The organism is Candidatus Omnitrophota bacterium (assembly GCA_028716565.1).
Taxonomy (GTDB): domain Bacteria; phylum Omnitrophota; class Gorgyraeia; order Pluralincolimonadales; family Pluralincolimonadaceae; genus Pluralincolimonas.
The window spans coordinates 582,589-607,439 of record JAQUPL010000001.1; the positions used below are offsets into that span (position 1 = coordinate 582,589).

The window sequence follows — 24,851 nt, forward strand, 5'->3', positions numbered from 1 at the left end:
ATATTAGGTTATAATTATACCACATTCTACTTGCCCTTGAGGCCGAAAACCGTAAACACGGTTCGAAGCAAAATAGCCGCGTCCAGCAGGAAACTCTGGTTCTCTATGTAAAAAAGGTCGTATTCCATGTTCTCGTGGATGGGCGACTTGCGGTGCTCGCTTATCTGCCATAGGCCGGTCATTCCCGGCTTTACTTTCAGGCGCTCTTTCTGTATCTCGTTGTATTCCTTAACGATGAATTCCATCTCCGGCCTCGGCCCTACAAGGCTCATATCGCCTTTCAGCACGTTTATAAGCTGCGGCATCTCGTCAAGGCCGGTCCTGCGGAGGAACCGCCCCACCTTGGTTATTCGCGGGTCGTTGGATTCTTTAGGCGAGAAGTCATACCTCGAAGACTCCGAGAACATCGTCCGGAACTTCATTATCTTGAAAGGCTTTCCTTCCTGTCCGGCGCGCTCCTGGCTGAATATGATCTTGCCCGGAGAGTTGAGCTTAATCGCCGCGGCTATTAATATCCCCGCGGGCAGGGTTATGATAAGCGCGGTAAAAGATACTATGATATCTATGGAACGCTTGAACTTCGCGTAAAGCGAATGGGGGCTGTACCTGCGCAGGCCGATGACCGGGATGCCCTCGATATCGTCCATCGAGATGAGGTCTATGGGCATATTATAAATATACGGGACGAACCTGAACAGGATATTCTTCCCGGCGCAGTAGTTCATCACGTTTAGGACCTGCTCGTAAGGTAGGTCCTGCTCTGCCATGAAGACGGCGCCTATCCGCTTCTTCTCCACGGTATCGGGCAATGTGCTTATCTCGCCCAGGATGCCTACGGGCCTAAAACCTATTTTCGGCGTATGGAGGAGTTTCGACGCGAGCCTCTTCGCCACTACCCCTGTCCCTATGATAAGCGTATTTGTGACGCCTATCCCCTGCTCGTGCCGGCTTTGTGTCCATTTGCGCAAAAGCAGCCGCTCTGGGGGCATAAGGCACATCATGAACACGAAGAAGAAAAAGAGCGACTTGTGCAGGCCGGCGACACCCGGGAACAGGAAGAATATAAGGAATACGAAAAGGAAACCGAAGAGTATCCCCCTGAATATCGAAATGGTTTCCTTGATATGCAGTATCCCGGTCTTCGCCTTGTAAAGCCCGACGCTCTTGAACACGAATATGAAATACGGCCCCATGAACGCGAATTCCGGGATGCTTACGCCCTTTTGCGCCCCGCCGATCAGGCCGGTCTTCACCGATGCCCAGATCGCGAGCGCGAGGCTCAGGTATATCAGCGCCAGGTCGCAGGCCAGTACCGTATACAGCTGTATTCTCCTGTTACTATCCATCAGTTCTTTCTTATTTTTTCCGTTGTGAACGCTTTTAGCGCGTCGTATGCGGGAAGTTTCTTGTAGTCCGATGTCATGAGCCCGAAGTCGAAGTCCTTCGGCATGCCGATCTCGGTCCCGCAGTCGCGCAGTGTATGCCAGAAGACCACCTCTATGCCCTGGTTGAAGAACATTTCATAGAATTTGGCCAGCATTTCCGCCTTGTCTTTCTCTTCCTTTGCCCGGTCGCCGCTCTTGAAGAAATCCGGCGTCGTCGAGACCTCGGTCACCCATATCGGCATATCCTTGCCTGACCATTTCACGATATTCTGCGTGTTAGTTATCGCCCTCTGGACATCCCAGGTGGACTTCGAATAAGCGTGTATGCTCATTATGTCAAAATAGCCGAAGGCGCCCTCTTTTATCAGGCCCTTCATAAAGGTATCGTCGAGCGGGTAGGCGATGCCGCCCACCAGGACTTTACATCCCGGGTCGCCCCTCTTCAGCCCCGCGTACATCTTCTTCAGCACTTCCGTATATTCTTTCACGTCGGGCTTGCCCCTCCAGAATATGAAGAGGTCCGGCTCGTTCCATGCCTCGTAATATTTTATCTTTCCCTTGTAATGCGCGGCCAGCGCCTCGCAGAACCTTTCGATGTCATTGAAGTCTTTTGCCGGGAAATGGTTCGTGCCTATGTCGAAATTGTTCACTCGCGCCGGCCCGCCGCTCGCGTTCCATTTCGCGGAGATCGGCACGGTGAAGAGGATGTCTATATCGTTGCGGCGCAGGGTATCTACTATCTTGTCCATCTTATCCCACGAATATTTCCCGCGCGACGGCTCGAGCTCGTCCCAGCAATCGGTGTTCATTCGGGTTATGCCGATATTCAGGTCCCTGGCGTACGGTATCTCTTTTTCATAGACTTCTACGGGAGCCCATACCCCGAGAACGCCGCCCATGTAAGTACCGAAATTTTTAGGCGAAAGTGGCGCGCTGCCGGAATTTTGCGGCGTGACTGCAGCCCCCATTATTAAAATTGCCGCCAGGAAATTCATCATACGAAGGTCCTCCATTTTCTTTCGCCGAGATACCTGGCGAAAAACCTCATTGCGCTTGCCGTGTGGTAATATTTCAGGATGTTGAACAGGCCGCCCGCGCTCTCGCGCTTATACGTGTGCGCAGCTTCGGCCTGCGGCACGTATACGACGCGCGAACCGGCCTTCTTTACGCGGTAGCACAGGTCAATGTCCTCGTAATACATGAAATGCCTTTCGTCGAACCCGCCCAGCTTATCGAGGAGCGCCTTGCGCGCGAACATAAAACTGCCGAGGACCCAATCCACGTCCATCGTCTTCGTGTGATCAGCGTCAACCATCAGGTAATCGTGTATCGGCTTCGGCGTCTTCCCGGGAAACAGTCCCCTGGCGAGAAATGTCGCCACCGTCGGGAAACGCCGGCATGAATACTGCAGGGTCCCGTCCGCGTTGACCAGTTTCGGACCGGCGATGCCAACGTCTTTATTTGCGTCCATGAACCCGGCCAGGGCCTCTATCGTGCTCCCGCCTTGGCGGAACTCTGCCTTCCTGAAGCGTATGTCGGGGTTGCAGACCAGGAAATATTTCGAGCGCGCTTTCCCGAGCGCGATATTATTAGCCGCGCCGAACCCTATATTTTTCTCGTTGAATACGAAATGCGCCCATTTATATTCTTCTTCAAGGCCGTGTATCGATTCCGCGGAGGCATTGTCAACGACCCATACTTCAGGGACAGTCCCCTGCGGGGACAGTCCCTTCAGCGAATCCAGGCAGCCGATCAGGTCCGCGCGGCTGTTGTAATTTACGATTGAAACCGTGAGATCCGTCATTTCGAGGACATCTCCGCCGCGACCTCGCGGAATGCCGAGAATACCTCGTCCACCTCTATCTTCTCAAGGCACTCGGGAGTGGCCCTTCCCCTGCATTTCGCCGGAAGTACCTTTATGCTGTTACAGAAGGAGCAGGGCAATCTCTTGAATACGACCCTGAGTTTTTCTTCCGACCTGTGGCGCGGCTTTATGATGTCCGCATCCATCGGGCCCGAGATGATGATGACCGGCACGTCGAGCGCCGCCGCGATATGGACCGGCGCGCTGTCGTTGCCGATGACGCATCGGCACCTCTTCACAAAACTGACCAGACCCTCGAGGGAAAGCTTGCCGGCGCAGTTGACGGCGTTTCCGCCGGAATTGTCGGCGACCTTGCCGCACTTTTTGGCATCAGCATCACTGCCGCATATTGCGGGCAAAAATCCCTCATCTGATATTTTTTTTGCCAGAAGCCCGAACTTTCCCGGCTCCCACTCCTTTGCCGCGAAGTTAGAACACGGGAATATGCCGACGGTCTTTTTGCCCGTGCCCATCGCCTTCAGCAGTCCCTCGGCTTCCTTCACGCCCGTCTCGGTCTCGAACAATTCCGGATGCGCTTCGGTCTTTGCTTCCTTATCGAAATATTTGACTATCTCCATGTTCCTTGACGACAAAGGCATCCCGCTCTTGTACGGCACTATGTCAGTCAACATGTATGCGCCGCCTGCGCGGTCGAAACCGACACGGCGTTTTATCCCGGCCATGAATAAAAAGAAGATATAACGCAGGTCGCCGCGCGGCTCTATCGCGATATCATAATTCTTTGCGCGGACCAGGGCGGCCGTCCGCATGCCCCTGTAAGGTATTATCTCCGCGACGTAAGGGTTCTTATTCAGCAAAGGCGCCGCTTCAGGCCTGACGAGCAGGCCTATCGAGGCGTCCCTGAAGATATTCTTCTTCAGTTCGCGCACGAGAGAGGTCGCCATTACCACATCGCCGATATTATCGACCCTCATGATGAGGGCCTTCTTTACGCTTCCGTGCGGCGGGAATTTTCTCGTGCCGCCCCTGAGCAGGTCCACCGCCAGCGCGAACGGCCTTAATATGATGTCCGCCGCTACCGCGAGAAACCTGTCTTTTTTATTCCGTATCTCATACATAGACATATTTAAGCAGTATCCTCATCGAGCGGATCTTCTTGCGCAATTCCGGTGACCCTTTAAAAAGTCCTTTAACTGACAACACAAAAAAACGCGCCGTCAGCCCGCCGAAAAGGATATCCTTGAATACTTTATACTTCCACGCGGGATTCCTCGTCCTGAAAAAATCCTTCAAACCCTCTATCTGGTATTTCGATACTTCTTCGCCCTGTTTCGACGTGCTCTGTTTCGAGATATGCATTATGATTGCGCCCGGGTAGAAGACCGACCTGTATCCCTTCTCTTTCAGGCGATAACAGAAATCCATGTCTTCGGCGTAGAGGAAATATTTCTCGTCGAGCCCGCCCATCTCTTTATAGATCTTCCTCGGCGAGGCGAAGCAAGCGCCGCAAAGCCAATCGACATCCGAGGCCTTCTTTAGCTTGCGGTTCATGAAAATTCCCGGCAGCCCGAATATGCGGCTCAGGAAGAAATATTGCGCGAACGCCGTCCCAAGGCCCGGGAAACGCCAGCCCTGTTCCCTTTGGAAGCTCCCGTCTTTGTTCAAAAGCACCGGCCCTGCCGCTCCGACGTCTTTCTCCGCGGTTTCCAGGAAATCGCATATTTTATCAAGCCCGCCGTCGAGCACTTTCGTGTCCGGGTTAAGCAGGATCACGTATTTCCCTTCGGCGGCTTCGACGCCGATGTTATTGCCTTTCGCGAAGCCGAAATTTTTGCTGTTCTTTATTACGACCACGGCCTTGAATTCCGCCTCGACAAGAGAGACGCTGTCATCGGAAGACGCGTTGTCGACGACGATCACTTCTAACGAGTGCCTCGTTGTCTCGCTGTAGACGCTCTCCACGCAGTCGCGCAGGAGCGCGCCCGTGTTCCAGTTAACTATTATGACCGAAAGGTCCTTAACCATTATTTTCCTTTATTACCCTCGCGGGGGAGCCGGCAACGACCTTGTTGTCCGGGACATCGTCAAGCACCAGGGACGCCGCGCCGACCGACACGTTATTGCCGACTTTAACAGTGGCGAGTATTTTCGCGCCGATATACATCGTTACGTTATCGCCGACTACCGGGCCTCCGTACCAGCCCTTGTCGTTCTCTTTTGTGCCGCCGCCGAAAACGTTCTGCCCGTATAACAACGCGTTCTTGCCTATCTTGGCGTGTATGATGTTGCCGACGAGGTGGCATATCACCAGCCCGGGGCCTATTTCCGACATCGGGGAGATATCCAGCCCGAAAAACATTATGTTAAGCACGTAAAAGAATTTCGATACCAGCCCGAGGCGCTTGCAGAAGAAATAATGCGAGAGCCGGTAGATGCTTGTCGCCACCGATATATGCGAGAAGAGGCCCGCGAGCAATCCGAAGAACGAAGTGCTCTTGCGCATGTATACGCGCCGACGGCGGTTATCCTCCCATATATACGAGAACAGCTGGAATAACGTCATTTAGCCCTTTCGTACATGTTTGCACCCGGCGTAACCTTGCCCATCACCCTCGCCGGGGTGCCCGCGACTATCGAGCCGGCCGGGATGTCCTTGAATATGGTCGCCCGCGAGAGGATCCAACAGCCATCCCCTATGGTGACCGGCCCCAGTATCAATATGTCCACGCCGAACTGGACGTTATTGCCTATCACGGGAAGTCCGGGGCCCGCCCCGGCATCCGCGCTTGACCCGTCACCTCCTGCTTTAAGAGCGCCGGCGATGACCGCGTTCTCCCCTACGTTACCTGTGATCGCCGTGGCAACGGGATGAAAAAGGATAAAACCCTTCCCTATCTCGGCCCTTGGATTCAGGTCCGTCCCTGTAATCATGATGCCGATGTTCTGCATAAGCCTGCTTATGAGCCGGATGTTGAGACCGTCAAACCAGTGCGCTATCCTGTAGATACAAATCGCGCAAGTCCCCGGAAGCAGCAAAAAGCTCAGCAAAGAGGTGATGCCGGCCTTCTTGTGGTTCAGTTTCAGCCAGAAAGTGTAATCGCCCCACATATTGGCGAATGTTCTGTCGAGAGTCGTCCTTTTTTTCATTTAACCGTAAACTCCAGTATCCTGTAATATGACAACCTGCGCGCCGGCGCGAACAGCGACAACAGCCCGTCCATCGATGAGAACAGGACGCGCGCCCAGTGCGCGTCCCCCAAAAAATATGAAGCGAACAGTACGAAGAAGACCGTCTCCGGAAAATGTACGCGCGCTTTCCCGAGATGCTCCTCCGCCTTGCGTATCCTTTCTTTTGTCAGCGGGTATTCCGACGGCGAGCTCTTCCTCAGTCCGAACACCGGCAATACCCTGCTCCTGAAGAACATTAGGAGCGGGTTATCACCCGAATTTTCGATGAATACCGCCTTACCGCCGCCCTTCAGGACGCGGCGTATCTCCGGCGCCGCTTTTTCTATATCTATATGATGCAGTATGAATGAGCCGAAGACCATATCGAACGATGCGTCCGCGAACCCGAGTTTCCCGCAATCCATAACGCGCGCGTCGATGGTTACGCCGTTTTTAGTTGCCCAGGATTTCGTCTTTTCAATATTGACAGGCGATATATCGATCGCCGTCACTTTCGCGCCCCTCTTCGCGAGCCAGCACGAGTTCCCGCCGGTGCCGCAACCCATGTCGAGGACCCTCTTGCCCGCAGCATCGCCCAACAGCGAAAGCGCGTATACATGCAGGCGGTAGAGTTTCTCGTCCGGGTTGTTGATAAGGCCTTTGTAATAATTTACCGGCCCTCCGGATTTTTTGTCCCAGAATTCCGCTTCGTTCATACAGTCTTGAGCGATCTCCTTAACGTAACGGTAAGGATCACGAAAAATAACGCTTCGGGAATAAGCGTCGTCATCGCCGCGCCGGCCGCGCCGAATCTCGGCAGCAGTACCAGGTTTATCGCTATCGCGAAAACGATCACCGCGGCCAGTATCTTCAGGTACGTCTTCTCCCTGTCCAGCGTATAAAAAATATAATTGTTACCGGTATTAAGGAACAGGAAGACCGGCGTGAACGCCATTAGATATAAAGGCAGTACCGCGCCCTCGAACTTCGCGCCGTAGACGAGCCGTATAAGCTTCGGCGCCAGCGCGAATATTCCCGCGCTGATCGCGAACCCCGCCCAAAAGAGGTATCTGCGTATCTTCGCGACCGCCGCTTTAAGCCGAGCGGCGTCTTTCCCCGAGGCGATATTGGTCAGGTGCGGGAAGACCGCCTGCGTCATGCTCACCGCCAGCACGCCTGAGACGCTGATGAAACGGAAGCCCGCCGCGTAAATGCCCGTCGCCTCATCTCCCTTAAAAATGTTCAGCAGTATCGTGTTCGTCTGGACGTACATCGCGATCAGCAATTGGATGACCGAGATATTCGCGCTCTCTTTGAACAACAACCCGCATTCATCCAAAGACAGCGGTTTTATGGCGCTCTTAGAGGCCACGAAACGCTTCGTGACGGCAAAACCTATGATAAAGAACAACAGGTATACGCCCAACTGCGCCAGCGCGACCGCGCCTATGCTCCTGTATTTGAATATCGCATACATCGACGCGGCGGTCCATACCGTGTAGAGCGATCCGCGCAGGGCTCCCTCGTATTTCATCTTCTGGAAAGCCCTGAAATACGCGAAGAACGAGAACATCAGGGATTCCACCAGGCGCGGCGACATCACAAGATATATAAGGGCCCTTCTTGCCGCCGGGTATCCCGCCGCCCTCAGCGCGGCCTCAATGACAATTATTCCCGTAAAGATAAGCGCCGAGCGCGACGCCAGGATATTATAAAAATAAGCGCCCGCCTTCTCCGGGTCCCTCGCAATGGACCTTATCGCGTAGTCGTTCATCCCGAAGAAGCTGGCGAAATATATTACCGTCGCCACCGAATACGCGAACGAAAAAAGCCCGAGGTCGGCCGCGCCGAGCACGCGCGCGAGCGCGATTATGACCGCCACGCCGCACGCCATGTTAAACGCTTCCGAGGCCGTCAGTATCAGCGCGTTCTTCGCTACGGCCTTATTCATCGGCAAGCGTTATCCTGTCCCTTATAGCATAATTGGCTATCGTGGATAACGCGGCGAAGAAGGCGAACACGGTAAGGCGCGACGGGTAATTCATGTCGGAGACGCAGTGTATCGCGTAAGCGATGAACCCGAACAATAAGCCAACGTTAAGGTTGAACAGGAATCCCTTGGACCTGCGGATATTGCCGATGCTTGTCGCTACTATAACGAAGAACAGCGACAATAGCGAGACGATGCCCAGGAGGCCGGTCTCCGCGTAATATTCGAGGTAAACGGTATGTATCGGGAACTTGAAAGCGCGGGATATGCGATCCGTCGTCTCGTCGTATGATTCCATGACCTCGACATAATTGTTTATTCCCACGCCTACGAGGGGGTGCGCGGTTATTATCTCGGCCGCGACATAGAACTGGCTGACCCTAGCCGCCGCGGCACCCCTGTCCCTGGAGACGACTCTCTTGATTATCTTCGGGGAAAATGCCGCCAAGATGCCCACGGCCAGCAGGACGATCAACAGTGTCTTGAAAAAGAACTTCTGCTCGTAGATGTTCCTTGCCGTGACGATGAAGAACAATAAGAACGACGCTACGACCACCCCGACCCAGCCTCCGCGCGAGAGCGTATAAATCAGCGAGAAGCCGCCCGCGAACATCGCGACGGTCGCCAGCCTGCGCAGGGCAACGTTGCGCCTGACGAACGACATCGCGAACATCAGCGGTATCAGGAACTCAAGGTAGTTGCTGAAGAGGTTAGGATGGCCGAAAAGCCCCGACGGCCTGAATATCTGGTGCTCCTCTTCGTACGATAGGTACGGGGTCTTGAGCTCGCCGAGGTACAGGAGGCCCAGCGTGTCGCGGAAATAGACTTGCATTATGACTATGGCTGTTTGGAGTATCAGCCCGACAGCAAGCGTGGCGACTATGACCTTTATCTCCTTCATCGAGTTTATGTTATTGATGAAGTAAAAATAGACCAGGACGGCCTTTACCATCATCGCTATCTCGATGAACGACCGGTCGAACCTTACGGCGTTGACCAGCGAGAGGATGTCCGCGGCTACCATCGCGAACATCAGGAACATCACCGGCGTCATCCAGATGATCCTGCGGCCCCCCTTCTCGCTGTGGGCCATGCTGTATATCCACAGTCCGTAAAGGACCGCCAGGAACGCGTCGGTCGCGTAGAAAGGCAATACGTCGCCGAGCGACGGTATGGGGCTGTCTATCCTGAATATCGCCTTGTTAATATTGATAGGCAGGAAGAATACCAGCAGGGTCAGGTAATAGAGTTTTTTATCGCGGAAGAACAGCGACCCCACCACGATGAGCAGGCCCGCGCCCATCGTGAGCACGAAACGGAGCGGCAGCAATCCCGATACCGCCGATAACGCCCCTATCGCCGCGCATATGAGTAATGAGAACGCGATGTTCCTGAAACCGGCGTTTTCCTTCTTATCAGACATGCTTGTAGATGAAAGCCGGGATAAAATATCTCTGGTTCGTCAAGACCGCCCCCAGGAAAGTGATCCCCTCTCTCTCAGTCTTGCGCAGTATGTCCTTTATAACCTCGCGCCTTGTCGAGCTCTCCTTCACGACCATGATCCCTAAGTCCGCCTGCTTGCAAACAAGCAGGGTAGCGGCCGAACTCTTCATCGACGGGGTGTCGAAGATGACCAGGTCGTAATGTTTCTTGGCTTCGTCGATCAGGTGGCGTATCTTGTCGGCCTTGAATGCCGCCCTCGAATCCGCCCTTCCCGCCGTTATGACGTCGAGGTTGTTGTTTATAGTGTTCTTGGCCTTCTCGATACCCATATCACCGTCCAGGATATCGCTGAGCCCGGGATTTTCCGGGAGGCCGAAGAGCCTGTTCAATGAAGGCGACTTCGTGTTCGCGTCTATCAGCAGCGTCTTTATATGCGAACGCTTGCTTAAGATCACCGCGATGTCCTTTGCGGTCACGCTCTTGCCTTCCTGCTTCTCAGTGCTTGTCACTGCCACGCAGACCGGATGCCTCTCCTTAACGAGGATCTGGAGCCGTCCGGCAAACAGTTCATACGCGCCGTAATATGAGTCGTCCATGTTCGGGTCGAGGTCGCTGGCCATCCTTGTCTTTAACGCGGGTATGGACGCGAGGACGTGCAGGCCGAGGTATTTCTCCACTTCGAGCGGCGTCTTTACGGAGTGGTCGAGCATTTCCATGGCGAACATGCCGGCAATGCCGAATATGATGAACAGCACGAGCGTCACCAGGTAAGCTATTTTCTTGTTCGGCGTGCTGGGCCATGCAGGCACCGAAGCCTGCTCTATGACCTTGATATTACCGGTGCTCATCGCATCACTGAAACCAACCGTATTCTTGGCGATCTCTTCGCGGATCGCTTTCAGCTGGTTCTCGAGTATCGTTATCTTCGGGTGTTTCTCGCCGTATTTCGTGCGGTACTCGTCCATCTGCTGCATCATGTTGAACAATATGTAGCGTTTCGTGAGCGCGTCGGCTATCTTGGATGCCATCACCGGGTCGTAGTCGATCGCGGCTACGCGGATGACGTCGGTCCTCTCGATGCTGTCTACCCTGATCTGTTTCGCGAGCCGGTTTATCGATAATTCGAGCTTTTCCGATGCCGTAGGCGGCCTCTTGAACCACGACATGACCGGGTTGACAACGTAATCCATAGTGAGCTTTACCGCTTTCCATCCGAGCGGGGAATATTTCAATTCGTCTTTGCGCTTATCGAGTCCGAGGTTAACGGTGACATCCCTGAGCAGGTCCCTGCTTTTTATGACTTCGCTGACCGTGCTCGCGATATCCACCGTCCTGAAAGCGGGTATCGGCGCGTAATACGACGAATCTACCTGCGGGAGGCTCGCGACGAGCAGCCTTACCTCGCTCTTGTATTTCGGCAGGAAAAACGAAAGGAATATCGTGGTAAAGATCAGCGAAAGCACCGCGAATATCGGCAATAGCGACTTTCTTTTGAAGATTATCCTGAGGTTATCACGCGCGCTCATCTCATAACGGTCCATCACGCCCTCCTTTTAAGTTTGATTGCTTCCGTAAAATCCTTTGTGGAAATAATAATTAAACAGGCGCCTGTATATGAATGAACTGACAGCTTTGCTGTTTCGTTCCAGTTTTTTTGCCAGGGATAAAAGTGCATTTATAGTCATATCATTAATGAATATCTTTTGCGCGGCATATCTCGCGTATCTCACCGACAGCTTCGGCCCGCGTTCCGGAAGGAACCTCGCGATGAACGCCGTCTCCTTCAGCAGGTCTTTGTCCCCCGACCCGAGCCAGAGCCGGAACGCCTCTCCGTACCTGCGCACCTTTTCCAAAAACTGCTGCGGCGTCCTGAAATGGTAATGGCGCGAGACCGCTTTTTCGTTATATACGATCTTCAACCCCTTTTTATAGAGGCGGAAGCCGAAATCCGTATCCTCGAACCCTATCGTCCTCGCGAATATCTTCTCGTCGAACCTTTCCGAGAGGAACGCCTTCTTGAGCGAGATATTCATCGACGAGAAATCCGCCCATCCGCAATAATTGCCGTGCTCCAGGTGCCTGAACGCGAGGCCGACATCGTCGAGCCTCATCAGGGGTGTAGTCTTGACATCGGACGGGTATTTCGGGTTCCCTAATACCGCGACCTGCGGGCCCGGGAACCTCTTATGGAAATCCAGGTGCCGGGCAAGGCAATCCTTTTCCGGGACGTTGTCTCCGTCGAGGAACATTATATAAGTGCCCATAGCGGCATCAAGCCCCCTGTTTCGCGCCACGCCTGAGCCTAAACGTTCGTCATTCCTGAAATATTTTACGAGGCCTTTTTTTACGAACGCCCCAACCAGCGCGCGCGTGCCGTCAGTGGAAGCGTCGTCGACTACTATCACCTCGATGTCTCCGGCCGGGATGGCCTGCCGCTCCAAAGCCTCAAGCGCCTTGCCCAATACCTCTCCGCAATTATATGCGGGTATTATGACAGAGAACAACAAGGAGGTTAAAAAACGCCTTCTTCGACCTGTACGATATCGCCCGGTTCAAGCACGATGTCTTTTGACAGGCCGTTCATTATGAGTTTCATGTTCGCTTTTATCGTTTCATATCCTGCGGATCCGGCCTTCGGGCGCAACACTTTCACGCGGCTTGACGAACCGTATTTTGTGAAACCGCCGGCGCTCGAGATCGCCTTGAGCACGGTCATGTTATCCTCCAGGAAATACGTGCCCGGCTTCAGGACCTCGCCGTAGACGTAAAACTTCTTGCTGCGCGATTCCTTGACCGCGACCGAGACGACCGGGTATTTCAGGTAACCGTCGGCGAGGCGCGCCTGTATTTCATCCTGCACTTCGGAAGGCGTCTTGCCTTTCACGTCTACCTTGCCGATATACGGGAAGGTTATCGAGCCGTCCGGAGATACGGTGACTGTCAGCGCCAGCTGCTCGGGCTGTAACACCGCTATGTCGAGGATGTCCTCGTTGCCCACCCTATAGTCCGATGATTTCGGCGCCGGGGCCCCTAACGGGGCAGGCGCAGCCGTTAGCGGAGCAGTCTCCTGCATGCTACTTTCCGGGGCCTGGGGTTTTACGCCCGGCGCGGCGGCCTTCGGCTGCGCAAAGTTAAACTTTTTTGCGGCCTCATCCGCGTCCGCGCGCGGCAGGAATACGCATACCGCCGCCAGTGATATCACTATTGTGAGTCCTTTCATCACTTCGCTCCTTTCGCTAAAAGTACTACGGGTATCGTTTTAATGAATATCGCCATGTCGAGCCAAATAGACCAGTTGTCTATGTATTCCAGGTCGAGTTTTGCCCACTCGTTGAAATCCGTTATGCGGCTGCGGCCGCTCACCTGCCAGATGCAGGTAAGACCGGGCCTCATGCTCAGCCGGCGTCTCTGCCACGGGTCGTATTCATTGACCTCGGACGGAAGCGGCGGACGAGGCCCGACGATGCTCATATCGCCGGTGAGCACATTCCAGAATTGCGGAAGCTCGTCTAAGCTGTATTTTCTCAAAAATTTGCCTATTTTCGTGATCCGCGGGTCGTTCTTTATTTTAAAGACCGGGCCGGTCATTTCATTTTTGTCGCGCAGCTCTTCAAGCTTCGATTCCGCGTCCGCGGCCATCGTGCGGAACTTCAAAAGCTTGAACTTCCTGCCGTTGACGCTGACGCGCTCCTGTTTGAATAATACCGGGCCGGGCGATGTCGCCTTTACGGCGATCGCGACAGCGGCGAATACCGGCGAAAGAAGCAGGAGCGACGCGCCGGAGGCCGTAATATCAAAAAGCCGTTTTAAAAACATCCCCCAGACATCTTTGGGCACGCTCTCGAATGTCTGCATCGGGAAGCCGTGGATATCCGACTGCCGCGCTTTCGCCAGTTTTAATTCAAAATAATCCGTGGCTACGCTGACTGTAATGCCTTCCAGCTCGCAGAGCTGCATGAGCGGCTCTATCTTGATTATCGTCGCGCGCGGGACGACAAAAATGATCTCGTCTATCGGGTTGCCGTGGATTATGTCCGGCACATCCTTAAAAGTCCCTATTACCTTAAATCCATCGATCGTCTCGCCCGTTTTCGTCTCATCTTCGTCGACGAGGCCGATTATCTTGAGGCCCCATTCCGCGTGCGTTTTCGCGAGGTTAAGGAAATTTTGCGCGCGCCTGCCCGTCCCGACTACGAGTATATGCCTGAAATTATACCCGAGGCGGCGGATGAACCTGAATATCAGCACGAGCGCAAGCTTTTCGGCGCTCAAAAATACCCATGTGGCAAGGAACGCTATCAGGATCAGCGCGCGGCTTACGTATTCTATCTTGAGCATGTAGATGACGCTGCTCGTGACGCCGAAGCCGATGAGCGCAGTCTGCATTATATCGAGCAGGATATCCGGGATCGTCTTCGTCCTGAAAGTCCTGTACATCCCGAAATACGAAAGCATCCCGCCCCATACCACAAGGAACAGCGGCAGGAGCCACAGGTAATAATGCAACGGATAAATATCATTTATCCTGTCCCTGAGCGCGTATCCGGCGAAAAAACACGCCGTGATTATGCACAGGTCCGCCAACAGGCTCAACTTCCTGAATACCGTTATGTTTTCTTTAAGCATTAAAACTCAGTCGCCAGGCCGAACGTGACGGTGTTTTTCCGGTATTCGCTGAAATAGGAAGTAGAGTCCTGGTTTGAGAATGAATACAATGCCCTGGCTTTCCATTTATCGTTAATTTCGTATGCCAATCCCGCGCTGGCGCCGACAAGGTCGTCAATCTGCCCTGTGTTGACGTATTCGCCGCGGCCGTAGAACGCAGAGACCGTGCCGGTCAATTTCCGGGTGATCTCATGGTTTATCTGCCCCGAAACCTGCAATTGGTCGAAAATGTCCTCCTGATAGGATATAGTATTGTAGCGCTTTGAGAACATAAGGCTGGCGTTAGTGCGATCGTTGATATCGTCCGTGAGGGCTATTGTGCCAAAGGGCTTCGCGAACTCGTTGCCGCTGTACGCCCTGATAAAATCCACTCCGGTGGACGCGTCCACATAGACCTGTTTCGTGAGGAATTTGCGGAATCCCCCCGTCCATGTGTTTGTCGTCGCGTGCGGCCCATTGTCGAAATCGCGGCGGCTGAAATCGTACGCGGTGAAAATAGTGAAATCGGAACTTAATATGTAGGCGCCTTCTATGCCGGCGGTGTTAAGGAATGATTTCGCGATGTCATTGCGCGAATAAGCGTTGTATTCGTTCGAGTAACGCGTAGAAAGGCCGAAATGCTGGGATACGTCGCGCGCGTAGCCGAAGTTGACGCGGTTCCTGTCTGAGCTGTACCGGCCCCCGACGAAGCCGAACTGGTCCTCGAAACTGCGCGGCTCGTATGTCCTTGTCCATGTGTCGCTTAACGTTATCCTGTCATATTTGGAGAGCTCGGATGCGAACGCCGCAGTCACGTCTCCGGAGTTGTTGTCGAAACCGGAATTATCGGCATAGAACTCGTGATAGTAGTTCCCGGATACCGATGCCGTTGACGTCTTGCCTTCGTAAATGAGCGAGGCGCCTACCGACGGCTTAGTGTAAAAGTCGCCTATCTTGTTGTCTTTGACATAGGTTATGTTGTCGTCATAGGTCTCATAGACGGCGCCGTGGACCTTTACCTCCACCTCATGGAACCGTACGGCATACGTCTCCGGAGAAAAGAGGCACAGGATCCCTATCATCAATACTGTTTTTATGTGTTTGTTCATTTGATTTGCTTGTCGGATCACAGGATAAAACGACGCAAGTAGAAATATCTTTATAAAGGCAGACAAGTCAATATTTTACGTTATCTGTGGGGGTTAGTCAAGCGGTAAAAAACGAAGGTGGCGAAGAGGCAAAGCGCGCCGCCGAGCATCAGGGCGTCCGGAGCGCCCATTTTACTGGCGAGGGCCCCGGCAAGAAGGCTTCCGATGGGCGCCATGCCCATGAAAGCCATGACATAGAAGCTCATGACGCGGCCGCGCTTGTCATCGTCGACGTTGGTCTGGATAAGCGTATTGCTCGAGGCGGTCGTCGCGAGGAATCCGAAGCCGGTCACGACAAGTAAAATTATAGAAACCCATAAAACGCGCGAGAGGGCGAATAAAATCACGCCGGCCGCGAATATCGCGGCGGCAATAGGTATTCCCCTTTCAAGTGTCGGCGGTGTCTTGCGCGACGCGAGGTAAAGCGTCGCGATAAGCGCGCCGACGCCGATGGCGGCCATCAATACGCCGAGCGTAAGCGACCCGCCGTGGTGGATATCCGCGGCGAAGACCGGCATCAGCACGACATACGACATGCCGAGCATGCTTATTATGCTCAGCAGGAATAATATCATCCTGATCGACTTCGAGCCGAACGCGTATTCAACGCCTTCTTTGAGTTCGCGCAGGACGTGCATCTCCTTCCCCTTCTCTTCTTTCGGCGTAAGTTTCATCATCAGCAGGCTCGCGATGACGGCAAGGAAAGTTATCCCGTTAATAAGGAAACATATCCCTTCCCCTGCCAGCGCGACGAGGATGCCCGCGGCCGTCGGGCCGATGAGCCGCGCGCCATTAAATATGGCAGAGTTAAGGGCAATGGCGTTGCCGAGCATCTCTTTCTTCTCGACCATATCTATGAGGAATGACTGGCGCGTCGGGATATCGACGGCGTTCACACAGCCCAGGAACAGGGCCAGGGCGATTATCTCCCAGACTTGTATCTTACCGGTGAGCGTCAGATAAGCGAGGATGAACGCCTGTATCATCGAAAGCGCCTGCGTGGTTATGACGATGCGGTGGCGGTTATACCTGTCCGCGAAGACGCCGGCGAACGGGCTTAAAATAAATGTGGGGATCTGCGAGCAGAACGCCACGATACCGAGGAGCAAGGTAGAACCGGTCATCCGGTAAACAAGCCAGCTCATAGCGACAGACTGCATCCATGTGCCGATGAGCGAAATGCTCTGGCCCATGAAGAACAGGCGGAAATTCCTTAACTTCAGCGTGCGGAAAGTATTATTAAAAAAATTATTCATATCTTAAAGCTTCGATGGGATTCAGCTGGGCGGCCTGGTGCGCGGGCCAGCTGCCGAACACGATGCCGACGAGCAAAGAGAAACCCGTCGCTAAAATTATCGAGAACGCGGAAAGTTTCACCGCCCACCCGGCTATCATCGCTATTAAACTCGATATGCCCGCGCCGAGCGCGATGCCGCAGACGCCGCCGATAAACGCTATCAGCGCGGCCTCGATCAAAAACTGGATCATGATGTCGGTATTGCGCGCGCCTATCGCCTTGCGCAAACCTATCTCGCGCGTGCGCTCGGTCACCGAGACGAGCATTATATTCATGATGCCGATGCCGCCGACGAGCAAAGATATCGCCGCGATCGAGCCCAATAATAACGCCATCGTCCTGGTCGTCGTCTCAAGCATCTGCTTGATCTCCGCCATGTTCCTTATCTGGAATGTGTCCTCGTTATCCTTGCTGAGGCGGTGCTGTTTTATGATGAGCCTGGTTATCGCGTCCTGCGTCTCCTCTATCAGGTCCGGCGATTTTACCTCGACAAATATCGCGTCGATATAATCCTTGCCGAAGACGCGGTACATCGCGGTCGTGACCGGGATGATCACGATGTCGTCCTGGTCGTGCCAGCCGCTGGCGCCTTTCGTCGGGAGGACGCCGACCACCTTGAAATTTATAAGGTTTATTTTTATCGTCTTTCCGACGGGATTCGAGTCGCCGAAAAGTTCGCGCGCGACCGTAAAGCCGATAACCGCGACCTTGTCCCGCAATTTCACTTCCTCTTCGGTGAAGAACCTGCCGACAACCGGGACCGAGTTTCGCATCTCGGCGTAACCCGGGCCGTCGCCTTCTACCGTCGTGCTCCAGTTCTTGTTCCCGTAGACGAGCTGGCCCCTTCCCTGGACGTTGGGATATATCCGGCTTATCTCCTCGCTCATTTTTGATATAGCGGCCACGTCCTGAAAAGTGAACCTGGTCACCGTGCCTGAGCCCATAGAAACGCCGTGTACCCGCGCCGAGCCGGGCATGACGACCAGGAGGTTCGAGCCCAGGGACGACAATTGTTTGGATATAGTCTCCTGCGCGCCTTGTCCCAGCGCGAGCATCGCGATGACCGCCGCGACACCTATCAGTATTCCGAGCACAGACAAAAACGTGCGCATCTTGTGCGACCACATCGCGCTGGCCGCCTGGCGGATGTAATCGAGGAGCTCGGCCTGGCTCGAGAATTTCTGCTCTTTATCGAACGCCTCTTTTATTTTTTCCGCCTCCGGCGAGGGCGCGCATTTTTTCTTGTCTTCGCAATTGGGCTCGTCCGAGATTATCTCGCCGTCACGCATTTTTATGATGCGTTTCGCGTGAACCGCGATCTCGTTCTCGTGCGTTACGATAATGAGAGTTTTGCCTTTTTCGTTCAATTGTTTCAATACCGCTAGTATCTCTTCCTTGCTTTTTGAGTCGAGGTTTCCGGTCGGTTCGTCGGCCAGGATTATCAGCGGGTCATTTACCAGCGAACGCGCTATCGCGACGCGTTGCTGCTGGCCGCCTGAGAGTTCATTCGGCTCGTGCGTCATACGTTCGCCGAGGCCGACTTCCTCCAGCCTCTCGCGCGCGAGTTCTTTCAGGTGGCGCTTGCCCGCGTAGATAAGCGGCAGTTCGGCGTTCTCGAGCGCGGTCATCCTGGGCAAAAGGAAGAACTGCTGGAATACAAAACCTACAAGCCGGTTTCGCGTAGCGGCGAGTTCGTCGTCGGAGAGTTTCGTGACGTCTTTGCCGCTTAGTAGATATGAGCCGGAATCGGGCCTGTCCAAAAGGCCCAACAGGTGCATCAGCGTCGACTTGCCCGAGCCCGACGCTCCCATGATGGCGACAAATTCCCCCGCCTCTATCTTCAGGGATACATTATTGAGCGCGTGCACCTCGGACGCGCCCATGGAATACGACTTTTTTAAATTTTTTATTTCTATCATTTTTTGTTGGAACTCTTGTTCCTTGACGGCATGAACGGGTTTGTCGCGGTGTCGGCGGTGGGAAGGGCGTATTTCTGCGCCTTAACGACTATCTTTTCGCCCGCGGTTATACCCGATAGTATCTCGGTGTTGAGGTCGTCGGAGATCCCGGTCGTGACGGCCTGCCTGACCGGCTCCTTCTCCGGTCCCCGGCTCAACAGGACATAACTTCCCTCTTTATCCTTATGCACCGCCTCGTTCGGCAGCAGCAGGGCGTCTTCTTTCTTCTGTTCCAGGAAATCTATGTTCGCGTTCATTCCCGAACGGAAGAAGGCAGGGACGCTCTCCGGGACCAGGTCTACATTATATATCGTGACATTATTTACCGTCTGGGACTCGTAGTATATATGCCCCACCGTAGTATTGACTTTCGATTCGGGGAACGCGTCGAGGCTCACGGTCGCGGGCTGGCCGAGCTTTATCTTGCCGATATCGGTCTCGTCGACCTGCGCCCTGACTATCAGGCGGTCCGACAGGACCAGCACGGCGTCGGCGGTTGTCAGTGTCTGCCCGGGCTGGACCGTCGCGACGATGATCTCGCCGTCGATAGGCGCCAATAACGGTATGGCTTTATAAGCGTCTTCCCAATATTTCAGTTCGGCTTCCCCTTTGCCTCTCGCCGCGTCCAATACCGCCGCCCTCTCGGTCGAGCTCATCCACGCCAGCGTCTGGCCGGTTTTTACCATATCGCCTTCTCGCACCAATATCTTTTCGACGCGGACGGCCACCGGCGGCTTAAGCCCAAGGCGGTTCTGCGGGAGGACCGTGCCTGTGGTAGATATAAAACTCTGGATCGGGCCTGTTGCGGCCGTTATCTCGCTGGTCGTCTCCTTAACAGTTGAGCCGATCTTCGACCTCACGAAGAAGAACGCCGCGATACCGATAACGATAATTATGACCAGGAACACCTTCCATTTTTTATTCGATGTTTTCAAGAGTTTCTCCTTTCGCCTGTATCCAGTTGGCTTCGTTTGTCAGGGCCTGGGCTTGGGCGTTTAGATATGATTGCTTAGCCGAAACAAGATTGTTCTCGATTATTATCCAGTCGTTGAACGACACAAATCCTATGGAATATTGAGCCTCGGTTATCTTGGCGCGCTCTTCGCTCGCGGTTAAAAATTGGCCTTGGACCTCGACATTTTCCAGGGCGTTCTGCAGGCTCGTCCACGCGTCGGTGAGGCTCTGTATTATACCGTCTCTCGAGTTCCTTTCGTCCGCTTCCGCTTTTGCCAGCAGGGCGTTGGCCTTCGAGACATCCGCGAAGCGCTTTCCGCCCTCGAATATCGGGAATGATACCGCCGCGCCTATGCTCCATTGGTTGCCTCCGGGCGGCCACCGCGTATCACTTTTATTGGCGCTGCCCTGCGCTGTTATCGTCGGAAGAAATTCGCCTTTTGCCGTCTTCACATTATAAATCGCGGCGTTCTTCTGCGCTATAAGCTGCTGGAGCGAGGGGTGGTTCGCGGCGAGCGAGATGAAATCCGGTTTCTCGCGCGCGGGATCTTTAACGATAAAATCGCCTTCCGCTTCCACAGGCACAAGCTGCAGGAGGCCCATCTCTTTTGTCAGCTGGCGCCGCGCGAGGTCAACATTCCTTTTCGCCACGGAGATGTCATACTGGGCCTGCCTGACGTTCGCCCCCTCGGTAAGGAGAGAACCTTTATTTTCCCTGCCGCTCTCATAGCGCAGGGTAACCAGCTCGTAATTCTGGCGGCGGCGCTCGTATATCTCCTGGCTTATCTTTACCGATTCCTGCGCCCTGAGCAGGTTGACAAAAGCCGCCCGGAGGCGCTGCCTGACCTGCGAGGACGTAAAATTATAGCTTTGCTGGGCGGCTTTGATATTTTCCCCGGCCGCGTTCACCTTATTTATCGTCTGGAAACCGTCGAATAGGAGCTGGTTGCCGGTGACGCCGTAATTATAATTATTTACCGCGCCGGTGGAGCCGCCTGATAATCCGCCTGATGAACTGCCGCCTGAGCTTTTCGACTTGGTGGCGTTAAAGTCCGTGCTTATCTGCGGGAATAGGCCGCTCGCGGATATTTTCTTATCGGCCTGGGAACTCTTTATGGACTGCTGGGCCGAGACGAGGCCGGGATTATTCTTTGCGGCTTCCTTGACGCAATCGTCCCACGTCATGGGAGTTACGGAGTCAGGCGCCGCCGCTTCTTCCGCCGTAGCCGGTACGCTCAGCAGGAGCAGGATAAAACAAAAGCCACATATGAAAATATTCTTATTCACAGCGTCAGAATTTGCCCTTTAGTTTGGAAAGTACTTTTGTCGCCTCATTAAGGAAACGGTTAAACTCTTCGGCCCGTATAAACCCGATCATGCCGTCCGGCTTGGCGAAGACGACAAGCTTATCGCCGGACTTTATCTTGAACGTCTTCCTGATGTCCGCGGGGACCACGACTTGCCCTCTCCCGCCTACAGTCACTACACTATGGAACCCGCCGCCGTGGCCGCCCCTGAATTCGGTTTTCATCCTAACCTCCGTAATGTGTTATTGTATGAATTGTATGATTTGTATGATATATCATACATACGGAGATGTCAATATATTTATTTATGTTTATTACTATAATTAGACGCGCCTCCGCCCAAAAGGTTTACACGCAGAACACCCCGCTCTTTTGGAGCAGGGCGTCTGTAATTATGGTGACAGTATACTAAACTATTTCCCTCTGGGCATACTGCCGCCTTGCATTCCGCCGGACACGCCTTTTTCCATGCCCATACCGCCCATTCCTTTACCCATCATCGGGCACATCCCCCGCATATCCTGCATCATCGGGCATTTGCCTGTCGCGATGGTATAAACGCCTTTGGCAAATATCAACGCGGACACGATGATCAAAATGGCGGCAACCAATTTTCCGAAGGTCTTAAGGCCGTTCTCCTTTGCCTTCTCGACCGCGAACAATACGAAGAAACTCGCCGCAAGCAGCATAGATGCGGGAATAAAAACTATGAAACCCATTATCTTCATCGCCTTTCCCTCCTTCTTTTAGTGCCTACATTATACACCATAATTATCCCAGGATCGCCTTCAGGTCTTCGCCGGGCGTGGTGATGGGCTTCACGCCGAAATTATTGACGAGGACTTTGAGCACGTTCGGCGACACGAATGCCGGAAGCGACGGGCCAAGTCTTATGTTCTTCACGCCCAGCGAAAGGAGCGTGATAAAAATGCAGACCGCCTTCTGCTCATACCAGGAAAGAATGATGGATAACGGCAGGTCGTTCACGCCGCAGCCGAACGCGCCGGCAAGCGCCAGCGCTATCTTTATCGCCGAATATGAGTCGTTGCACTGGCCCAGGTCGAGCAGGCGCGGGATGCCGCCGATATCTCCGAATTCGAGCGTGTTGAAGCGGAATTTCCCGCAGGCGAGCGTAAGTATCACGCAATCTTTCGGGACCTTTTCGGCGAACTCGGTGTAATAATTCCTGCCCGGCTTCGCGCCGTCGCATCCGCCTATGAGGAAGAAATGGCGTATCCTTCTCTCTTTTACGGATCCGACTATCCTGTCGGCGACGCCCAGGACCGCGTTGTGCCCGAAGCCGACGACTATCTCCTTCCCGATCTTATCCGCTTTGAGCCAGTCGAGCTCGAGCGCCTTCCTGATGACCGGCGAAAAGTCTTTATCGTCGAACCCGGGGATATGGGTGACGCCCGGCCACGCGACCAGCCCGGTCGTGAATACCTGCGCCTTATAGGAGTCGCGCGGCTTCTGGATGCAGTTTGTCGTGAACAGGAACGCGGCAGGCACGCCGTCGAATTCCTTCTGCTGGTTCTGCCACGCGGTGCCGAAATGCCCGGCGAAGTGTTTGTATTTATGGAAAGCAAGATATCCGTGCGCCGGCAGCATCTCGCCGTGCGTGTAGACATTTATTCCCTTCCCCTCGGTCTGGTCCAACAGCATTTCGAGGTCGAGGAGGTCGTGGCCCGAGACGATTATCGCCGGGCCCTTCTTCAGGCCCAATTTCACCCTCGTCGGGGAAGGGTTGCCGAAATGTTCCGTGTTCGCTTTATCGAGGAGCTCGAGGCATTTGAAATTCACCTTCCCGAACTCCATATTCATCGCGAGGGTCTCTTCGGCCGAGAGGTTGTCTTCGGCGAGTTTCGAGAGCGCCTTGTGGAAATACGCGTCTACCTCCTCGTCTTCAAGGCCGAGGACCGCGGCATGGTCGGCGTAGGCCGCCATGCCTTTAAGGCCTAAAAGCAGGAATTCCTGCAGGCTGCGCGAATCCTCATCCATCGCGGGCCATGAAAGGACACCTACCTGCCTGCCCTGGTCTACCAGGCCTTCTATGCTGTTCGCGGGTTTCCAGTCTGTCGCGTCCGGGAGGCGTGTCGCGAAATCCTTGTCGTATTTCTTCTTATATTCCCGGAGGAAGAGCCCTTTCATCTTTTCCTTGACCTCATACGCGCGCGTCAGGAATTGCTTGAGCCGTTCCGGGTCGAAATCAACGTTCGTTATCGTGGTAAAAAGCCCTTCTTTCAGGAAAAGGTCTGCTTCTTTATCTTTTATGCCGAGCTCGCGCGCCATATTTCCGTAGACCGCGATGCCCTTCATCGCGTATATAAGAAGGTCCTGGAGTGTCGCTGTGACCGGGTCTTTCCCGCAAACGCCCTGCATAGTGCAGCCGGTACCCTGCGCGGTCTGCTCGCATTGCCTACAGAACATCTTTGTTTCCATGGATCATCCCCTCGATTGTTATCGGTTTCAGTTGGATGTTTATGAACTGCTCTATTGTACCTAACCGCCTCCTCAAAAAACAAGATTTTTTATTGGGGCAAGCTTCCTTTTGAAGCACGCATTCGCTTAATTTGATGGGACCCTGGAACACTTTGACGACTTCCAGTAAGGATATCTTCTTCGGTTCACGCGCCAGTTTGAACCCGCCGCCGGCGCCTTTCTGGGAAATAAGGAGCCCTTTAGCGTTCAGGGCCTGCAGTATCTTCCTGAGGAACGGCCGCGGAATCCTGAGGCTCTTTACAAGCTCCGGCACCGACGTCAGCCCCTCTTCTTTCTTCGCTATATAGCACAGCGCCCTCACGGCGTAATCCGTATTCCTGTTTATCAGTCTTATGCTCATGGGCATAATGATACCACAATGGTATCATTTGTCAAGTTAAATTTTGGTGACTGCTTCTCTAATTCCCCCTTTTTCAGATGGAGTGAATTAGGTAGCTGTCACCAAAATTTAATTATTCTTTCTCGAGCTTGCGGCTGAGGTATCCCCCGGTGAGGCCGTCGATCGTGGCGGTGAGTTCTTCTATCCTGAGCTCTCTTTCCGTGTAAGATGGGCTTTCTTTGTCGGTTATCCTGATAAGTTGCTTCTGGAGCTTCTTTCTTTCGAAATAGGCCGTATTGAGGGCCTCCATGATATCATTTCTCAGCTCGACCATAAGCTTTGAGCGGGAATCTATCGAGGTTTGGGCGGTATTATATACGAGATCTCCCAGGTCCCAAGAGGCTGATACATCCCACCCGCGGGCCTCGTCATCGGGGCCGATGAAAAAGTTTGTTCTGCCGTTTGAGGTAGCGGTAGATATAGTTCGGTATATATCTGTATCATAGCCAACCGATATTTCGGGCATGAGAGCTTTTAGCGCCGCCAAGCGGCGCAAATTAACTATTTTATCAGGGCTTACCTCGGCGTATTTAATGGCGGCGCGCTGGAGCTCGAGGATGGAGGGTTCGTTAGGATCGGGGGTTTTGTTCTGGAGGGAAATTGTTTCAGTTGCGATCGGTTTCTTCTCTTCTTGCGCAAACACGGTTCCCTCTTTTGAGGCCGGGACCTCTTCCTTAACAACGGGAGCCGATTTGGACGAAACTTGCTTTACCTTTTCCTTTGCACAACCACTTACCAACGCCACAGTCATACACAATACCAACATCACACTTAGTTTAACAGGACGCATTTATCTGTGTCTCCTTTCTAGTATAATAGACGTAAAACGGAGGGAAAAACTTTCAAGAATATTT

The 24,851-nt window shown here is 53.7% G+C and carries 24 protein-coding genes; all 24 read right to left on the bottom strand.

The window, feature by feature from the left end; all coding sequences use genetic code 11:
• Positions 1-26 precede the first annotated feature (26 nt).
• The gene (locus PHO67_02995; GenBank protein ID MDD5546115.1) at positions 27-1,346 is read right to left on the bottom strand and encodes a sugar transferase; all 1,320 of its coding nucleotides are present in this window, start codon (positions 1,344-1,346) and stop codon (positions 27-29) included.
• Positions 1,346-2,383, bottom strand: a complete 1,038-nt coding sequence (locus PHO67_03000) for a beta-galactosidase (protein ID MDD5546116.1) — start codon at positions 2,381-2,383, stop codon at positions 1,346-1,348. Before PHO67_03000 ends, PHO67_02995 begins: the two co-directional genes overlap by 1 nt.
• Positions 2,380-3,189, bottom strand: coding sequence for a glycosyltransferase family 2 protein (locus tag PHO67_03005; GenBank protein ID MDD5546117.1), 810 nt, complete (start codon positions 3,187-3,189; stop codon positions 2,380-2,382). Before PHO67_03005 ends, PHO67_03000 begins: the two co-directional genes overlap by 4 nt.
• Positions 3,186-4,334 (bottom strand): glycosyltransferase family 9 protein, encoded by a 1,149-nt coding sequence (locus PHO67_03010; GenBank protein MDD5546118.1) that lies wholly within the window; start codon positions 4,332-4,334, stop codon positions 3,186-3,188. The genes PHO67_03005 and PHO67_03010 overlap by 4 nt, the downstream gene beginning before the upstream one ends.
• Positions 4,321-5,235: a glycosyltransferase family 2 protein gene (locus tag PHO67_03015; GenBank protein ID MDD5546119.1), complete on the bottom strand. Its 915-nt coding sequence runs from the start codon at positions 5,233-5,235 to the stop codon at positions 4,321-4,323. Before PHO67_03015 ends, PHO67_03010 begins: the two co-directional genes overlap by 14 nt.
• The gene (locus tag PHO67_03020; protein ID MDD5546120.1) at positions 5,228-5,773 is read right to left on the bottom strand and encodes a hypothetical protein; all 546 of its coding nucleotides are present in this window, start codon (positions 5,771-5,773) and stop codon (positions 5,228-5,230) included. The genes PHO67_03015 and PHO67_03020 overlap by 8 nt, the downstream gene beginning before the upstream one ends.
• Positions 5,770-6,357 carry a hypothetical protein gene (locus PHO67_03025; protein ID MDD5546121.1) on the bottom strand — a complete coding sequence of 196 codons (588 nt, stop codon included), beginning with the start codon at positions 6,355-6,357 and terminating at the stop codon, positions 5,770-5,772. The genes PHO67_03020 and PHO67_03025 overlap by 4 nt, the downstream gene beginning before the upstream one ends.
• A complete protein-coding gene (locus PHO67_03030) occupies positions 6,354-7,094 on the bottom strand; it encodes a class I SAM-dependent methyltransferase (GenBank protein ID MDD5546122.1) in 741 nt (246 codons plus the stop codon). Before PHO67_03030 ends, PHO67_03025 begins: the two co-directional genes overlap by 4 nt.
• Positions 7,091-8,329, bottom strand: coding sequence for a flippase (locus PHO67_03035; GenBank protein MDD5546123.1), 1,239 nt, complete (start codon positions 8,327-8,329; stop codon positions 7,091-7,093). Before PHO67_03035 ends, PHO67_03030 begins: the two co-directional genes overlap by 4 nt.
• A complete protein-coding gene (locus PHO67_03040) occupies positions 8,322-9,791 on the bottom strand; it encodes an O-antigen ligase family protein (GenBank protein ID MDD5546124.1) in 1,470 nt (489 codons plus the stop codon). Before PHO67_03040 ends, PHO67_03035 begins: the two co-directional genes overlap by 8 nt.
• A complete protein-coding gene (locus tag PHO67_03045) occupies positions 9,784-11,352 on the bottom strand; it encodes a Wzz/FepE/Etk N-terminal domain-containing protein (protein ID MDD5546125.1) in 1,569 nt (522 codons plus the stop codon). Before PHO67_03045 ends, PHO67_03040 begins: the two co-directional genes overlap by 8 nt.
• A 12-nt stretch (positions 11,353-11,364) precedes the next feature.
• Positions 11,365-12,315, bottom strand: coding sequence for a glycosyltransferase family 2 protein (locus PHO67_03050; protein MDD5546126.1), 951 nt, complete (start codon positions 12,313-12,315; stop codon positions 11,365-11,367).
• An 8-nt stretch (positions 12,316-12,323) separates the two neighbouring features.
• Complete coding sequence (locus PHO67_03055) at positions 12,324-13,031, bottom strand: polysaccharide export protein (GenBank protein ID MDD5546127.1); 708 nt, start codon at positions 13,029-13,031, stop codon at positions 12,324-12,326.
• Positions 13,031-14,437, bottom strand: a complete 1,407-nt coding sequence (locus PHO67_03060) for a sugar transferase (GenBank protein MDD5546128.1) — start codon at positions 14,435-14,437, stop codon at positions 13,031-13,033. Before PHO67_03060 ends, PHO67_03055 begins: the two co-directional genes overlap by 1 nt.
• The gene (locus tag PHO67_03065; GenBank protein MDD5546129.1) at positions 14,437-15,564 is read right to left on the bottom strand and encodes an outer membrane beta-barrel protein; all 1,128 of its coding nucleotides are present in this window, start codon (positions 15,562-15,564) and stop codon (positions 14,437-14,439) included. Before PHO67_03065 ends, PHO67_03060 begins: the two co-directional genes overlap by 1 nt.
• Positions 15,565-15,644: 80 nt before the next feature.
• Positions 15,645-16,859 carry an MFS transporter gene (locus PHO67_03070; GenBank protein MDD5546130.1) on the bottom strand — a complete coding sequence of 405 codons (1,215 nt, stop codon included), beginning with the start codon at positions 16,857-16,859 and terminating at the stop codon, positions 15,645-15,647.
• Positions 16,852-18,819, bottom strand: a complete 1,968-nt coding sequence (locus tag PHO67_03075; protein ID MDD5546131.1) for an ABC transporter permease — start codon at positions 18,817-18,819, stop codon at positions 16,852-16,854. The genes PHO67_03070 and PHO67_03075 overlap by 8 nt, the downstream gene beginning before the upstream one ends.
• On the bottom strand, positions 18,816-19,793 hold the full coding sequence (locus PHO67_03080) for an efflux RND transporter periplasmic adaptor subunit (GenBank protein MDD5546132.1): 978 nt from the start codon (positions 19,791-19,793) through the stop codon (positions 18,816-18,818). Before PHO67_03080 ends, PHO67_03075 begins: the two co-directional genes overlap by 4 nt.
• Entirely contained in the window at positions 19,777-21,099 is a 1,323-nt protein-coding gene (locus PHO67_03085; GenBank protein ID MDD5546133.1) for a TolC family protein, read from the bottom strand. The genes PHO67_03080 and PHO67_03085 overlap by 17 nt, the downstream gene beginning before the upstream one ends.
• Before the next feature lie 4 nt (positions 21,100-21,103).
• On the bottom strand, positions 21,104-21,343 hold the full coding sequence (locus PHO67_03090; protein MDD5546134.1) for an AbrB/MazE/SpoVT family DNA-binding domain-containing protein: 240 nt from the start codon (positions 21,341-21,343) through the stop codon (positions 21,104-21,106).
• A 189-nt stretch (positions 21,344-21,532) separates the two neighbouring features.
• Positions 21,533-21,847: a hypothetical protein gene (locus tag PHO67_03095; protein MDD5546135.1), complete on the bottom strand. Its 315-nt coding sequence runs from the start codon at positions 21,845-21,847 to the stop codon at positions 21,533-21,535.
• 43 nt (positions 21,848-21,890) lie between these two features.
• Complete coding sequence (hcp, locus tag PHO67_03100; protein ID MDD5546136.1) at positions 21,891-23,546, bottom strand: hydroxylamine reductase; 1,656 nt, start codon at positions 23,544-23,546, stop codon at positions 21,891-21,893.
• Positions 23,536-23,958, bottom strand: coding sequence for an Rrf2 family transcriptional regulator (locus PHO67_03105; protein MDD5546137.1), 423 nt, complete (start codon positions 23,956-23,958; stop codon positions 23,536-23,538). The genes hcp and PHO67_03105 overlap by 11 nt, the downstream gene beginning before the upstream one ends.
• Before the next feature lie 112 nt (positions 23,959-24,070).
• The gene (locus PHO67_03110) at positions 24,071-24,787 is read right to left on the bottom strand and encodes a hypothetical protein (GenBank protein ID MDD5546138.1); all 717 of its coding nucleotides are present in this window, start codon (positions 24,785-24,787) and stop codon (positions 24,071-24,073) included.
• Positions 24,788-24,851: the final 64 nt, after the last annotated feature.

Bases quoted from the DNA above. Each gene is read 5' to 3' on its own strand.
- PHO67_02995 (MDD5546115.1), bottom strand. From the start codon at position 1,346: ATGGATAGTAACAGGAGAATACAGCTGTATACGGTACTGGCCTGCGAC.
- PHO67_03000 (MDD5546116.1), bottom strand. From the start codon at position 2,383: ATGATGAATTTCCTGGCGGCAATTTTAATAATGGGGGCTGCAGTCACG.
- PHO67_03005 (MDD5546117.1), bottom strand. From the start codon at position 3,189: ATGACGGATCTCACGGTTTCAATCGTAAATTACAACAGCCGCGCGGAC.
- PHO67_03010 (MDD5546118.1), bottom strand. From the start codon at position 4,334: ATGTCTATGTATGAGATACGGAATAAAAAAGACAGGTTTCTCGCGGTA.
- PHO67_03015 (MDD5546119.1), bottom strand. From the start codon at position 5,235: ATGGTTAAGGACCTTTCGGTCATAATAGTTAACTGGAACACGGGCGCG.
- PHO67_03020 (MDD5546120.1), bottom strand. From the start codon at position 5,773: ATGACGTTATTCCAGCTGTTCTCGTATATATGGGAGGATAACCGCCGT.
- PHO67_03025 (MDD5546121.1), bottom strand. From the start codon at position 6,357: ATGAAAAAAAGGACGACTCTCGACAGAACATTCGCCAATATGTGGGGC.
- PHO67_03030 (MDD5546122.1), bottom strand. From the start codon at position 7,094: ATGAACGAAGCGGAATTCTGGGACAAAAAATCCGGAGGGCCGGTAAAT.
- PHO67_03035 (MDD5546123.1), bottom strand. From the start codon at position 8,329: ATGAATAAGGCCGTAGCGAAGAACGCGCTGATACTGACGGCCTCGGAA.
- PHO67_03040 (MDD5546124.1), bottom strand. From the start codon at position 9,791: ATGTCTGATAAGAAGGAAAACGCCGGTTTCAGGAACATCGCGTTCTCA.
- PHO67_03045 (MDD5546125.1), bottom strand. From the start codon at position 11,352: ATGGACCGTTATGAGATGAGCGCGCGTGATAACCTCAGGATAATCTTC.
- PHO67_03055 (MDD5546127.1), bottom strand. From the start codon at position 13,031: ATGAAAGGACTCACAATAGTGATATCACTGGCGGCGGTATGCGTATTC.
- PHO67_03060 (MDD5546128.1), bottom strand. From the start codon at position 14,437: ATGCTTAAAGAAAACATAACGGTATTCAGGAAGTTGAGCCTGTTGGCG.
- PHO67_03065 (MDD5546129.1), bottom strand. From the start codon at position 15,564: ATGAACAAACACATAAAAACAGTATTGATGATAGGGATCCTGTGCCTC.
- PHO67_03070 (MDD5546130.1), bottom strand. From the start codon at position 16,859: ATGAATAATTTTTTTAATAATACTTTCCGCACGCTGAAGTTAAGGAAT.
- PHO67_03075 (MDD5546131.1), bottom strand. From the start codon at position 18,819: ATGATAGAAATAAAAAATTTAAAAAAGTCGTATTCCATGGGCGCGTCC.
- PHO67_03090 (MDD5546134.1), bottom strand. From the start codon at position 21,343: ATGAAAACCGAATTCAGGGGCGGCCACGGCGGCGGGTTCCATAGTGTA.
- PHO67_03095 (MDD5546135.1), bottom strand. From the start codon at position 21,847: ATGAAGATAATGGGTTTCATAGTTTTTATTCCCGCATCTATGCTGCTT.
- hcp (MDD5546136.1), bottom strand. From the start codon at position 23,546: ATGTTCTGTAGGCAATGCGAGCAGACCGCGCAGGGTACCGGCTGCACT.
- PHO67_03105 (MDD5546137.1), bottom strand. From the start codon at position 23,958: ATGAGCATAAGACTGATAAACAGGAATACGGATTACGCCGTGAGGGCG.
- PHO67_03110 (MDD5546138.1), bottom strand. From the start codon at position 24,787: ATGCGTCCTGTTAAACTAAGTGTGATGTTGGTATTGTGTATGACTGTG.